The 13,502-nt window shown below is 31.8% G+C and carries 12 protein-coding genes and 1 pseudogene; 6 read left to right on the top strand and 7 right to left on the bottom strand.

The features are described 5' to 3' along the window. Positions 1-38: 38 nt before the first annotated feature. The 3 genes and pseudogenes from feoB to MOV50_RS08980 all read right to left on the bottom strand — a co-directional run bounded on the left by feoB (position 39) and on the right by MOV50_RS08980 (position 3,695). Positions 39-2,178, bottom strand: a pseudogene (feoB, locus tag MOV50_RS08990) (ferrous iron transport protein B). Then, a complete protein-coding gene (locus MOV50_RS08985) occupies positions 2,175-2,402 on the bottom strand; it encodes a FeoA family protein (protein WP_321777572.1) in 228 nt (75 codons plus the stop codon). The pseudogene feoB and the gene MOV50_RS08985 overlap by 4 nt, the downstream one beginning before the upstream one ends. A gap of 9 nt (positions 2,403-2,411) precedes the next feature. Further along, positions 2,412-3,695 (bottom strand): hypothetical protein, encoded by a 1,284-nt coding sequence (locus MOV50_RS08980; protein ID WP_321777571.1) that lies wholly within the window; start codon positions 3,693-3,695, stop codon positions 2,412-2,414. 162 nt (positions 3,696-3,857) lie between these two features. On the opposite strand from MOV50_RS08980, the gene MOV50_RS08975 reads away from it, so the two are divergent. Next, a complete protein-coding gene (locus MOV50_RS08975) occupies positions 3,858-4,415 on the top strand; it encodes a CDP-alcohol phosphatidyltransferase family protein (protein ID WP_321777570.1) in 558 nt (185 codons plus the stop codon). Positions 4,416-4,423: 8 nt separating this feature from the next. Here the strand turns inward: MOV50_RS08975 and MOV50_RS08970 are convergent, their stop codons facing one another. Beyond that, a complete protein-coding gene (locus MOV50_RS08970) occupies positions 4,424-4,807 on the bottom strand; it encodes a DoxX family protein (RefSeq protein ID WP_321777569.1) in 384 nt (127 codons plus the stop codon). A 9-nt stretch (positions 4,808-4,816) separates the two neighbouring features. Then, positions 4,817-5,005, bottom strand: a complete 189-nt coding sequence (locus tag MOV50_RS08965; protein WP_321777568.1) for a hypothetical protein — start codon at positions 5,003-5,005, stop codon at positions 4,817-4,819. Positions 5,006-5,037: 32 nt separating this feature from the next. Here MOV50_RS08965 and MOV50_RS08960 point away from each other — a divergent pair, with 32 nt between their 5' ends. Beyond that, entirely contained in the window at positions 5,038-5,718 is a 681-nt protein-coding gene (locus MOV50_RS08960; protein ID WP_321777567.1) for a response regulator transcription factor, read from the top strand. On the opposite strand, the gene MOV50_RS08955 is transcribed toward MOV50_RS08960, so the two are convergent. Both MOV50_RS08955 and MOV50_RS08950 read right to left on the bottom strand, forming a co-directional pair. Continuing rightward, positions 5,713-7,560 (bottom strand): cache domain-containing protein, encoded by a 1,848-nt coding sequence (locus MOV50_RS08955; protein ID WP_321777566.1) that lies wholly within the window; start codon positions 7,558-7,560, stop codon positions 5,713-5,715. The genes MOV50_RS08960 and MOV50_RS08955 overlap by 6 nt on opposite strands. Then, on the bottom strand, positions 7,550-8,749 hold the full coding sequence (locus MOV50_RS08950) for a DNA recombination protein RmuC (RefSeq protein WP_321777565.1): 1,200 nt from the start codon (positions 8,747-8,749) through the stop codon (positions 7,550-7,552). The genes MOV50_RS08955 and MOV50_RS08950 overlap by 11 nt, the downstream gene beginning before the upstream one ends. A 279-nt stretch (positions 8,750-9,028) precedes the next feature. Here MOV50_RS08950 and MOV50_RS08945 point away from each other — a divergent pair, with 279 nt between their 5' ends. Genes MOV50_RS08945 through MOV50_RS08930 form a run of 4 tightly spaced genes read left to right on the top strand, consistent with a single transcriptional unit; the run spans position 9,029 to position 13,494 of the window. After that, positions 9,029-10,621, top strand: a complete 1,593-nt coding sequence (locus tag MOV50_RS08945) for a DEAD/DEAH box helicase (RefSeq protein WP_321777564.1) — start codon at positions 9,029-9,031, stop codon at positions 10,619-10,621. Between the two features lie 34 nt (positions 10,622-10,655). After that, positions 10,656-11,711 (top strand): ABC transporter substrate-binding protein, encoded by a 1,056-nt coding sequence (locus MOV50_RS08940; protein WP_321777563.1) that lies wholly within the window; start codon positions 10,656-10,658, stop codon positions 11,709-11,711. Further along, positions 11,684-12,850: an ATP-binding protein gene (locus tag MOV50_RS08935; protein ID WP_321777562.1), complete on the top strand. Its 1,167-nt coding sequence runs from the start codon at positions 11,684-11,686 to the stop codon at positions 12,848-12,850. The genes MOV50_RS08940 and MOV50_RS08935 overlap by 28 nt, the downstream gene beginning before the upstream one ends. Then, the gene (locus tag MOV50_RS08930) at positions 12,847-13,494 is read left to right on the top strand and encodes a response regulator transcription factor (protein WP_321777561.1); all 648 of its coding nucleotides are present in this window, start codon (positions 12,847-12,849) and stop codon (positions 13,492-13,494) included. Before MOV50_RS08935 ends, MOV50_RS08930 begins: the two co-directional genes overlap by 4 nt. Positions 13,495-13,502 lie beyond the last annotated feature (8 nt).

Here is a 13,502-nt window from a genome sequence, read left to right as displayed (position 1 = left end):
TGCATTAGTATATCGAAAATTCGTCATTACAAACGAAGTTAAGTAATCATCAAAGTAATGTTATATGCTAAAAATCCTAAACTATACGCTACGATAGAAGTAAATACAAACAGATAAACAAAATACTTAATACCTCCAGCCTCACGAGTAAAGACGATAGATGCCGCCAAACATGGAAGGTAAATCATGATAACAACTATAAAAGCGATAGCAGATGCAAAAGGTATATTTTTACTTATGGCATCTATAAGTGAGTTACTCTCTTCATCGACCTCAGCTCCAACTGCATATAAAACACCAAGAGTAGAAACAACGACTTCTTTAGCAGCCAAGCCTGTTTGAAGTGCTACGCTCATCTTCCAGTCAAATCCTAAAGGAGCAAACATTGGCTCTGAAAACTTTCCAATACTTCCCAAATAACTCTGTTCTAAATGCTCAGATGCCAACTCATTTGAAAGCTTCATTTTTTCATCTTGACTTACAGCTACCTCTATCTTAGAAGCATATTTTTGTTCAAGTATTAAATTATGAGGATAATTACTCAAAAACCAAATAAGCATAGATGCCGCGGCAATAAAAGTACCAGCCTTTTTCAAATACATCATAGTTTTTGTTAAAACTGTATGCCAGATAAGTTTTACAGATGGAAGTCTATACTTTGGCATCTCCATAACAAATGGTTCATCCGCTCCTTGAAATGCTGTCATCTTAAGAACTTTAGCCGCTACAAGACCTATCATTACACCACCTATATAGATGATAAACAAAATATTTCCTGCCATTTCAGGGGAGAAAAAAGCCCCTGCAAAAAGTACATAAACAGGAAGTCTAGCTCCACAACTCATAAAACCAATGATAAAAAGAGTTAAAAGTCTATCTCTGTCATTTTTTAAGATTCTAGCACTCATATAAGCAGGTATAGAGCAACCAAAGCCCGTTACAAGAGGTATGAAAGACTGTCCATGCATACCAAATTTATGAAAAAATCCATCTAGTAAAAAAGCAACTCTTGACATATAACCAGTACTCTCTAAAAGTGCAATACCGATAAATAAAATCACAATATTTGGAACAAATAAAATAACAGCCCCAACCCCTGCTATTATCCCATCTACTATAAGTGAACGGACATCATCATTGGGAATTGTCGCACCTACTGTATCTCCAAGCCAACCAAAAAATGCATCTATCCAGTCCATAGGGATAGAACCTATCTCAAAAGTAAGTTGAAAAAGTCCCCACATAAAAAATAAAAATATAGGTATTCCTAAAATTGGATGAATTAAAACAGAATCTATCTTTTCAGTTACAGTTTTTTTCTCTTCAAAAGCATCTTGCACTACAACCTCAGCGATTATCCCTCTGTTAAAAGAAGCATACTCTCCAGCAAAAGCCTCTTTTATATCATCTGTATCATGGTGAAGTTCTATATGCTTAGATGCATCTATTAAAAGTGGTTGTAGCTCTGTCCATATAGGCTCAGCATGTAAAAGTTCATAAGTTCTTTTATTGTTTTTTAGTAGATTAATTGCAACATTTCTATAAGAATTTACTGCTTTGTATTTATGTTTTTCTAAATACTCAACAATATTTGCTATCTCCTCTTCAACTGGTTCGCTGAAGATTAATTTTGAGTTTTGACTTGACGCTTTTCTAACTGATACAACAGCATCTAAGAGTTCTTCTATCCCCTCTTTTGTGACGGCAGAAACTTTAATACAAGGGATACCAAGAAGTTCAGACATATATGAAGCATCTATGTCAATTCCTTCTTTTTGTGCTTCATCACTCATATTTAGTGCAATTACTATATCTTTGCTCATACTCATAAGTTCAGAAGTAAGTTGAAGATTTTTCTCTAAGTTTGTAGAGTCCATTACATTTATGATTAAGTCATAACCTTTAGCACATAAGTACTCATGAGTTACTCTTTCTTCAATCGTATAATCAGTAAAAGCATAAGTCCCTGGTAAATCAACAACTGTAAAATGATAGTTTTTTATAATCAAATAAAACCTCTGTTTTATCAACTGTAACACCAGAGAAGTTTCCAACATGAAGATGCGCATTTGATACTGAGTTGATAAGCATACTTTTACCAACATTTGGCTGACCAACTAAAGCTATTTTTATATGATTAGCTATTACAGGACAAGCTTTCTCTTCTTCTATCTTCATATTTCTTCAACCTCTATAAGCTCTGCTTCTTGCGCTCTAAGTGCTATTCGCATCTTGCCTACTTTTACTTCTATCGTACTCTTTGCAGGAGCATGTTCTAAAACTTCTATAATCGACTCTCTCATAATTCCAAAAGAAATAAGTCTTTGCTTTAAATCTCTAGGAGCATTTAATTTAACAACTTTTACCTTGCATGTTTTTTTACAATCTATTAATGTTTTCACTCTTTTACCTTAAAAATTATACGCAAGCATCACTTGCATTCTTGTCCAATCATCATCACTGCTTAAAGAATTTTCTTTATCCTCTTGCATAACAAAGATAGCCCCTATAAAAAACTCTTTGCTCATTTGATACTCAAAACCTATATCTTGCTCAATTATATGAGCTTTTTGTCCTGCACCATCAGCTTCTCCACTAAACGAACCATAAGCATATAAAAACTTCCAATTTTTCACATCATAACTGATACCACAAACAACAGCACTAGCATCTCTGTCTTTTGTAATATTATCTAGTATCATAATATCCATACTCGTAAAAATTGTTCCACCACCTGTTCCTGAATAACTATGTTTATCTGTTTTTTTGTTTGATTTATTATAAGCTAGATTAAAACCGATGCCATAAGTAACTAATTCAACTAAAGCACCATAAATCTCTGCTTCATATCCACTGTTATTTAATTCACTTTCATTTAAATACTGAAGTGTTGCATGTAAATTCATATCTTTATTTATCACATAGTTTATACCAGCATCTACATAAAAAGCGTTAGTTATATTTGAAAAATTATAATACCAAGCATTAAACTCTAATGTTTTTTGATAAGTCATACCTCCAAATACTGTTCCATCTTTAGTTGTTCTATGCCATGGATCATCTAAATCAGCATCAACTCCTTGCCAAGAAACTATGTTTCCCGCTATAAACTCAATATCTACATAGTTATACTTTGCCACATACGCTTCAAAAGTATTTTTTATCATTCTTATATCATCACTATCCGCAAGTGGTGTTTCTAAAATTTGACGACCTGCAATAAGCGTCAAATCTTTGTAATTGTAACTGATATATGCTTCACTTAGTTGTGTATATTGCCCTGATGATGAAGATAGTTCATTGTTATTTTTACCCTCAGTTCTATTTCCTGTTAAACCACTTACATCATTTGAAGTTATAAAAGCAACACCACCTCCAAAACCATTGTACGAAGCTAGTTCAAACTTAAGTTCACCACCAACTGCAGTTGCATATGTATCATTATTAGAATTCTTTTTTTGTTGATACCCTGCATAAACAGACCTAAGTTGTCCGCTTACGCTCCCTTTAGTAAACATATCTTTAAAATTATTTGTTTTTAATATCTCTTTTTCTTCACTTTGAGCAAACGAACCTACAGCCGCTTTTACTGACTTTACTCTATGTCTTGGCTCAAGTTCATTTTTTTGTTGTGCTATTAGCGATGTGTTTATTAACAACAACCCCATAATACATGCTTTTAATACAATTTTCACAATTTTCCCTTTTCTTTGAAACTGTTTTATATAGAAATGATAACAGCTATCAACTTAGACCTATCTTAATATTGATAATATTTATCATTTTCATTTATAGTTTTATTTTTTTCTATCTTTGCTTAGATATAATTATACAATTTATTCAATTCAAGGTAGTTTATGAAATTTCTTTTTACACCCTCTTCTCACTTTAACTTAGCCAACCTTTTTACATTTGTAAATATTGCTGCTGGACTTAGTGCTATGTACTTCATCACTCAAAACAACTTTTTTGTAGCTATCATCTTAGCTTGGATTGGTGGTGCTTTTGATATTTTTGATGGTAAAATTGCTAGAAAGTATGCACTTTCAAATGAATTTGGAGTTCAACTTGATAGTTTTGCAGACTTTTTAAGTTTTGTTCTTGTGCCTGTATTTCTAATTTTTCAAGCTGTTTATGCACCAAGTCTAACAGGCTTTATGCTTTTTGTCGTAGCAGTTATTAGCATCTACTATGTTATTTCAGGTTTAAGAAGACTGATTCATTTTAATATTAACACAGATGCTGGAGAAGTTGATAAATATTTTATAGGTGTTCCAACTCCACTTGGAGCAATTTTACTCTGGTTAATTTATCTTGGAAGTGCTTATAATCTTTTTTCTGTTTCTATGGTTATAGTCTTAATGCTTTTTATAGGATGGAGTCTTAACTCAAAGTTAAAAGTACCACATCCTTAAAAAAGTGCCTATTTAGAATTAACCCCATACCTTCCGCTTCCAAGCAAAAATATAACAATGGAAGTTATTAAATAAAAAAATGGCAACTCAAACACTGGTGCACCATATTTATTCAACTCAAAAAGTGAGTTCCCATAAGCTAAAAATATTGCCATTAGCATATTAAAAGCAATACCTAAAGATGCAACTCTGGCATAAAGTCCTAAAATTATCAAAATTGGAAAAACAACTTCACCAACATAAACTCCATAAGCTAAAAACTCTGGTAAACCTGCGTTTGTTACTAAATATTTTACTCCACTGATGCCATTTATGATTTTTTCTACTCCATGAAAAAGCATCATAATTCCAAGAGTTAATCTAAGCAGTAGTTTTGCGATATCTGTATTCATTGATTCTCCCTATTTTACTTGTCTAAATTTACAAGTTCCAACACTAATGACCTTACCTTTTTTTATAGCTTCTTTTATATAAATAAGCGTACCCTTAACATCTGCATCCCCTATCTCTTCTTCTATTATTTTTAAAAGTTCATCTTCGCTAGCATCTGTAAATGTTTTTTCATAATTATATTGTATTTGTATTTTCATAAGAGTATAATACCCTAAATGAGGTAGAAATTATGAAAGATATGTTAAAAAATTTTACGATTTTGTATGTAGAAGATGAAGAAATGGTTAGAAAAAGCGCTGTTGAGTACCTTAGTAGAGTGTGTAAAAATGTACTAGAAGCAAAAGATGGCAAAGAGGCTATCAATGTATGGAAAGAACATAAACCAGATATAATTATCACAGATATTAGTATGCCAAAACTAAATGGCATCGATATGGCAAGTTACATCAGAGCGCATGATAAAGATGTTCAAATCATCATCGCTACTGCTCACTCTGATACTGACTACTTAATCCAAGCAGTTGAACTTCAACTTGTTAAGTACATCATAAAACCAATCACAAAAGACAAACTTATCGGTGCTTTAGAGAAGTCAATGGAACTCATAGAAGATAAAAGTAAATTTAACCTTTTACTTTCAAAAAACTGTGAATATAATGCTTTTGAAAAAGTGATATATACTGATAGCAAAGAGATAAAACTAACAAAAAATGAAACTCTATTTCTTGACTTGTTAGCTCATCACCACACAAGAGTTGTGAAGTATGAAGAGATTGAAAATGCTATTTGGGCTTATGAGGGAATGAGTCAAGATGCTATCCGCTCACTTGTTCGAGGTATTAGAAAAAAAGTTCCAGAAGGAGCCATAGAAAATGTTTCAGGCTCTGGATATAAACTTCATACTTTATAAAATTATCTTAAAACACGCTCCACCATCTGAGTTGTAAACATTTAGTTTTCCTTCTAAGTGTTCTTCGATTATCATTTTTGACATATAAAGTCCCAAACCTGTTCCGCTTTGCTCATCTTTAGTAGAAAAATATGGCTCAAAAATTTTATCTATTATATCTTCATGAACACCACCACCATTATCGCAAACATCCACAACAAGTTTTTGACCTTCACATTTTGTAGTAATTATTATCTTTGGATTTTGGATTTTTTTATCTATGAGTATATCTTTTGCATTTTTGATTAGGTTTAACATCACTTGGATAAATTCGTTTTTATATATATGAGTGAGTTCTCTTCCAAAAGACTCGACTTCTATCTCAACTCCACCTAATTCCAAAGATCTTTGCATAAGTTTTACACTTGTATTTACTACATCACTAACTAAAACAAACTCTTTTTCTTTATCTGGTCGAAAATAATTTCTAAAATCATCAATAGTCATAGACATAAACTCTAAAAGTTCATTTCCCTCTTTTAGCTTTTCATCAAGATACTCTTTTGTTAATTCTTTGTATTCATAAGCAGACTCAACATTCATAAAAAGATATGCCATTTGATTTAAAGGTTGCCTCCATTGATGAGCAATCATACTAAGCATATCTCCCATTTCTGCCATTTTTGACTGCTGTATCAGCATCTTGTCTTTTTGCCTATGTGCATTTAACTCATCTGATACTCTTTGCTCTAGTGACTCATTTAGTTTTACTAACTCATCTTCTCTTTTGTGCACTTCTTCTTGATACTGAGAAAATATTTGGTTAATTTTTCTTGATAAAAGAAGAGATAAAATAACAACAAAAATAACAATAGATGAAGATGCTTTTAAAATAAGTTCTAACTCATTATCAAGTATTATCTCTAACTCTCGCTGTTTTGTAAACTCTTGTTTACTCATTCTTGATATTTCAAAACCATAAACTAAGTACCAATCAAGAGGTTTATAGTATTTAGAGTAGTAGTAATATCCATCTAATTTATATTTATACCAAGTTGATTTTTGAGAAAGATTTTTACTAATGATATTTAAAGACTCGTCCCCTAAAAAAATTCTCATTTTTTTAGACAAGTAGATTGCTTTTTTATTATCATAAAGCCCCATAAAATCTGAGCTATCTAGGGGAATACTTTGAACCATACCCAAAAGAGTTGATTTTAAGACTTCCTTTTCTTGCATAATATTGATAGCTGAGCCAATATACCAACCATACATTTCTAAATCTTTAACAAAAACAACCTGTTTACCGACTCCTTGATAAAACTTACCTTCCAAAAAACCTTCAGATTTTTTTTTGACCATCTGAATCTCTTCAAGAACTAGTGATCTTTGATGTATCTTATGTAGGTTTTCCTTTCTGAAGAGGATATTGTTACCCTTAAAATTAGATATATAAAGAGCTTCTTTGTTTGAACTATAACCCATCTGATTGAACGAGTCTAAGATTCTCTCCTTTATCTCAATATTAGTCTTTTTACCTTTATATTTTTCATATATAAACCTAGCATTTGCATAAGCTACATCTACCCTTTTTTGCAGTCTTGTTTTTATATCTGCATCTACTCTATTGTTTTTATAATCAAACAAAAGGTTAAGTTGCTGAACCCAAATCTCACTTTTATCTTTTTTAGAATCTACATAATCTTTTATAGAACGCTCTTTTATTTTTTGAAAATATAGATTTACTTTCTCCATATAAAAAGTAGTTATGAAAAAACTTGCCGTTAAAACTAAAGCAAGAGGAACAACAACGATAAGGTATGGAATGACTTTTTTCTCATTCACTCTCATTTTAATCTTCACTAGAAATACTCAATAATTTTTTTGGTTTTAATCCTAGTTCTATCATGTTTTGCGCCCGTTTTATGATGTTGCCTTTACCTGTTTTTAGTCTGTTCATAGAAGTGTCGTAAGAATCTTGTGCTTTTTGTAGATGCGAGCCAACTTTAATCATTTCATCTACAAAAAGAACAAGTTTATCATACATCGCCTCTGCTTCATCAGCGATTTTTTTGGCATGGTCTTGTTGTTTTTGAGTTCGCCAAATATGCTCTATTGTTTTTAGTGTAACTAAAAGGGTCGATGGAGAAACTACTAAAATATTACTTTCATAAGCTTTTTTAAAAAACTCTCCATCTTGTTCAAGAGCCAACAAAAAAGCACCCTCTATTGGCATAAATAAAAGAACATAATCAAGTGTATTTACACCCTCTAGTTTGTCATATTGTTTCGAGCTTAGAGCTTTTATGTGCGTTTTTATTGAAAATATATGCTCTTTTAAAGCTATTGCTCTTTGCTGATCATCATCTTCACTCATAAATCTCTCATAAGCAACTAAAGAAACTTTTGAATCTATGATAATATCTCTGTCTTGGGGCATATGAATAACTACATCAGGTCTATAAGTTTTACCTTCACTTGATTTTAAAGTTGCCTGTGTTTCATACTCCATCCCCTCTCTTAAACCTGACTCTTCTAAGATGCGTTCTAAAATTATTTCTCCCCAATTTCCTTGAGTTTTATTTTCACCTTTTAGAGCATTTGTTAAGTTTATAGCATCTTGGGATAGTTGCATATTCATCTCTTTTAGTCTTAACAACTCACTTTTGAGCAGATGCCCATCTTTTAGTTGAGTGGTAAACTGCTCTCTGGATTGCGTTGAAAAGTTTGAGATTTGTTCGCGAAATGGTTTTAGTAAAATTTCAAACTGTTCTTTATGTGCATGGTCAAACTTTTTTGTTTTATCTTCAAAAATTTGGTTTGCTATGTTTTTAAACTCTAAACTTAATTCTTCTTTTGCATCTTGAAGAACTTCTAACTTTTCTTGTGAAGATTTAACCTCATCATCATACCGAGAGTTTAAAACCGCAAACTCCAAATTTAAATCATTTTTTTCTTGTAAAGTTTTTAAATATAGATAAATCAAAACTAAGATAATGATGCCACTAAAAGCAAAAAGCATCAAATAAATATCTAAATTTTGTATATCCATCTAAGTTAAATCCTCTTGTATTTATAAATTGCATTGCTATTATACTATGATTAATAAAATGATGGTTTAAGTCTTGTCATAGGTACTTTAAATCATGACATTGAAAAAGAATCTGAAAGAAACAGTGTTGTTATTTACACAAATTAAGCTTAAAGTATTTTAAATTTTATTTATTCAAGCTTTATTTTGTTTAACTTGGGTATAATTCGCCTAATATTTTAGGAGAAGGTGCTTTGCAATTGGCAAACTTGTATCATCTCCTTAATTACAAGGATTATGATGCAAGAAGAAAATGCACAAACACAAGAAGAAACAAAACAGGAAGAGCCTCAAATTACTTTTGATGATTTAGGTTTAAATAAAGACATGCTAAGAAGTGTAAAACAAGCAGGTTTTACTATACCAAGCCCTATTCAAGCGGCTGCAATCCCATTTATACTTCAAGGTAGAGATATTGTAGGTCAAGCACACACAGGTACAGGAAAAACTGCAGCTTTCGGTCTTCCAGCACTAAATAATATCGATATAAAAAGTGGTGTAGAGATTTTAGTAATCACTCCAACTCGTGAACTTGCTACTCAAGTAAGTGATGAGTTATATAAGTATGGAAGAGGCATAAATGCTAGAACAGTTACTGTTTATGGTGGTAGCTCATATAAGCGTCAGATAGACCTTATTGATCGTGGAGCAACTGTTGTTGTAGCAACTCCTGGTAGACTTTTAGATATCTTAAAAAGAGATATGCTTAAAGATTTTTCTCCAAGCGTTGTTGTTTTAGATGAAGCTGATGAGATGCTAGATATGGGATTTTTAGATGATATAAATGAAATTTTTTCATATATCCCTACAAATCGTCAAACACTACTTTTCTCAGCAACTATGCCAAAACCTATTAAGCTTTTAGCAGAACGAATTTTAAATAACCCTGAGTTTATCTCTATAACAAAAGGTGAAACTACAAATGCTGATATTGACCAAGAATATTATGTAATTGAAGAAAGTGAAAGAGATGATGCGGTTATTCGTCTTATGGACTCTGAGGGAACTAAAAAAGCGATTGTATTTTGTAGAACAAAAAGTGAAGTTGATAGACTAAGTAATGTTTTATCAAATGCTGGATATTTAGCAAATGGTCTTCATGGAGATATGGAACAACGCCAAAGAGAAGCTGTAATCAAAGGTTTTAAAAGCGATTCTATAAAAGTTCTTGTTGCGACTGATGTAGCTGCTCGCGGTATTCATGTAAACAATATTTCTCATGTTTTTAACTACCATATTCCTTTTGACCCTGAGTCTTATGTTCACCGTATCGGTAGAACAGGTCGCGCTGGAACAAAAGGTAAAGCTATAACACTTTTAACTCCACTAGAGTTTAAAGAACTTCAACGCATCAAGTCTAAAGTTGGAACAACTATGACTCATGCTTTTGTTCCAAGTAAAAAGGACTTAAGAAGTTCAACTATCGACAAACTAGTTAGTAATGTTGAAAATCAACACATCTATGATGAAGCTCATAAAGTTTTAGACAAACTTAGAGAAGATATTGATGAAGAACAAATGGCTTACAAACTTATCTCTATGCTACTTGACCAACAAGATATAAAAGGTCCAAATCAAATCGGAATCCCTGCTGATAGATTAGAAGCTATTTTAGAGCGTGCTGGAAGAAGAAGAGATACTGGTGGCGGTCGTGGTCGTAGTCGTGGTAGAAGTGGCGGCGGTGGTTACCGTGGCAATAAGCCTCGCTCAGGTGGCGGGGGAAATAGAAGCCGTGAGGGTGGAGGAAGTCGTGAAGGCGGCGGAAATCGTGAAAGTGGTGGTTACAGAGGTAATCGCGATAGAAACAGAAACTCTAACAGACATAGAGATTAGGAAAAAATTACACATCTTTTGATATAATCAAAAAATGTATTTCTTTAAAAAGAGTTTTTTTCTACTAAGCATATTTTTTCTTTTTGAGTTGTCAGCATCTGTGACTCAAAAAGACATTTTACTTATACACTCTTACCATAGAGGTTATAAGTGGAGTGATGACATCTCAAAAGTCATCGATAAAAACTTTGACAACAGAGATGATGTATCTCTAACTACTGTCTATATGGACACAAAAAAAGTTGCAACTCCCCTTTACTTTGACAGACTATTTGAGCTTTATGATGAACGCTTTAGAAACAGAGGTTTTGATCTCATCATCGCTGCTGACAACAATGCTTTAGAGTTTGTTCTCAGATATCATGAGCATCTATTTAAAGACTTACCCGTTGTATTTTTAGGTATCAACAACTTTGATGAAGCCATGATTTACGAGAATAATATGCGTTCATACACTACGGGAGTAGTTGAAGCGGTTGATATTAAAAAAAATATAGACCTCATCTTAAACCTTCATCCAAAACTAAAAAAAATTCTCATTATAAATGACCACTCAAGAACAGGTTTTGCCATTAAAAGAGATATATTTAAAGTTCTACCTATTTATAAAAACAGAGTTAAATTTGAATATGTTGATAATATAGAAATATCTAACTTAAAGAACAAGGTAATAAATCTTCCTAAGAATACAGCCATACTTTGGGTTTTACTTTTTCAAGATAAGGCAGGAAAATACTTTAGCTATAAAGAAAGCTTAAAAGAAATAAGAGAAATAGCCAACACACCTATTTATGGACTCTGGGACTTTTATCTAGGAGAAGGAATAGTTGGAGGAGTCTTAACAAGTGCTACTGCTCAAGCAGAATCGGCATCTATTATGGTTGAAGATTTACTAAAAGGAATAAATCCAAGAAAAGTGCCAATTTTAACTAAAAGTCCAAATAAATATATGTTTGATTATTATGAGCTTCAAAAATATAAAATACAAATTCCATCTTCTATACAAAATTATGAAATTATAAATAAACCATTCTCTTTTTATGAAACTTATAAAAAGTTGGTTTGGGTAACTATTGGCACTCTTTCATAATCACAATAATTTTAATCTTACTAACCATAAATGTAAGACGAAGAAAAAAAACTGAACTTGCACTCACGAACCAGCTAAAATTTATCGGTGTTTTGATGGACACTATCCCAAATCCACTAAATTACAAAGATTTAGATGGAGTTTATATAGGTTGTAATAAAGCCTTTGCAGATTTTTTTAACAAAAATAAAGAAGAGATAATAGGAAAGACTGTTTTTGACTTTTTTCAAAAAGATTCTGCTTTAAAGCATCTACAAAAAGATGAAATGCTACTTGACACTCATGGAACAGCAAACTTTGAAGAAACATTTCACTTTTCAGATGGTCGTTCAAGAGTTGTAAGCTATAACAAAACAGTTTATGAAAATATAGATGGTTCTATTGGTGGGATAGTAAGTGTTATGGATGATATTACTCAAAGGATTCAGCAAGAGCAGTTTATGATTCAACAATCTAAACTAGCAGAAATGGGAGAGATGGTTGAAGCTATCGCACACCAATGGAACGAGCCACTTGTAGAACTTTCCGCCATACTTCAAGATATGGAATTTTCTTATGTTCAAAATGAGATGAATGAAAAAGATATGAAAGAGTTTGTAAATGAATCAATGGTTCAGATTCAATATATGTCACATACTTTAAAAGATTTTAGAAATTTTTTAAAACCTTCTACAAAAAAAGCTATATTTTGTGCTAAAAAGGCTTTAGATGATGTTTTGGAGATTTTAGGAAAACAAATTTTTTACTCTCATATCAAACTAACTGTTTCTTGTAGCAATAAGTCTATAAATGCTTATGGTTATGAGAGTGAATTTAAACAAGTTCTTTTAAATATCATAAACAATGCAAAGAAAAAAATACTATCCGCTAAAAAAGGTAACAATATCAACATAATCATTAAATCAGAAAAAGATTATGCGCAAATAAGAATCAGTGATAATGGTGGAGCAATTCCTGGGGATATAATAGGTTTGATTTTTGATGCCTACTTTACTACAAATAAAGATGGAACAGGTCTAGGTCTTTATATGGCAAAGGTAATTATAGAAGATAAAATGAATGGCAAAATTCAAGTTTATAATGATAAAGAAGTTGTTACCTTTGATATAATTGTACCAAGCAAGGAAGTAAAAACATGAAAATTCTTCTTCTTGAAGACAACAAACGACTAAACTCAACCATAACAAAAAGACTAAAAGCAAAAGGGTTTAAAGTAAATAATTTTTTAGATGGTCTAGAGGCTTATGAGGCAATCGATGAAGGCTATATTTGTTTTGTTTTAGATATAAATACACCATCATTAAATGGCATAGAATTATTAAAAAAAATTCGAGAATATAATAAAGACACACCCGTAATTATAATAAGTTCGACCGTTGAGCTTGATGTTATAAAAGACTCTTACAACTATGGCTGTAATGACTACTTAAAAAAACCTTTTTTTATAGATGAGCTTGAAATTAAAATAGAAAAACTTTGTCATATAGATAAAGAAGTTATACAAATCAGCAAAAATTGTAAGTTTTACTTCAAAGATAGTTTCATAGAAGTAGATGCAAACAGAGAGCATCTATCCACGAAAGAGCGAAATCTTATAAATCTTCTTTTATCTCAAAGAGGAAAAGTTGTTTCATTTGAGTGCATTCAAACTATCGTATGGGAAGGTAAAATCGCTTCTCTAGAATCCATTCGCTCACTTGTTAAACGACTAAGAAAGAAACTGCAACTTGACTATATAGAAACTGTTCTTGATGTTGGTTACCTTTTTAAAAACAATAATTAATAAAACAA

Source organism: Sulfurimonas sp. (assembly GCF_029027585.1).
Classification (GTDB): domain Bacteria; phylum Campylobacterota; class Campylobacteria; order Campylobacterales; family Sulfurimonadaceae; genus Sulfurimonas.
Note: the sequence above shows the minus strand (reverse complement) of the source record. Positions and strands in the feature narration are given on the sequence as shown.

Coding starts and splice junctions, on each gene's coding strand:
- MOV50_RS08970 (WP_321777569.1), bottom strand. CDS start 4,807: ATGAATACAGATATCGCAAAACTACTGCTTAGATTAACTCTTGGAATT.
- MOV50_RS08950 (WP_321777565.1), bottom strand. CDS start 8,749: ATGGATATACAAAATTTAGATATTTATTTGATGCTTTTTGCTTTTAGT.
- MOV50_RS08940 (WP_321777563.1), top strand. CDS start 10,656: ATGTATTTCTTTAAAAAGAGTTTTTTTCTACTAAGCATATTTTTTCTT.
- MOV50_RS08965 (WP_321777568.1), bottom strand. CDS start 5,005: ATGAAAATACAAATACAATATAATTATGAAAAAACATTTACAGATGCT.
- MOV50_RS08960 (WP_321777567.1), top strand. CDS start 5,038: ATGAAAGATATGTTAAAAAATTTTACGATTTTGTATGTAGAAGATGAA.
- MOV50_RS08930 (WP_321777561.1), top strand. CDS start 12,847: ATGAAAATTCTTCTTCTTGAAGACAACAAACGACTAAACTCAACCATA.
- MOV50_RS08945 (WP_321777564.1), top strand. CDS start 9,029: ATGCAAGAAGAAAATGCACAAACACAAGAAGAAACAAAACAGGAAGAG.
- MOV50_RS08975 (WP_321777570.1), top strand. CDS start 3,858: ATGAAATTTCTTTTTACACCCTCTTCTCACTTTAACTTAGCCAACCTT.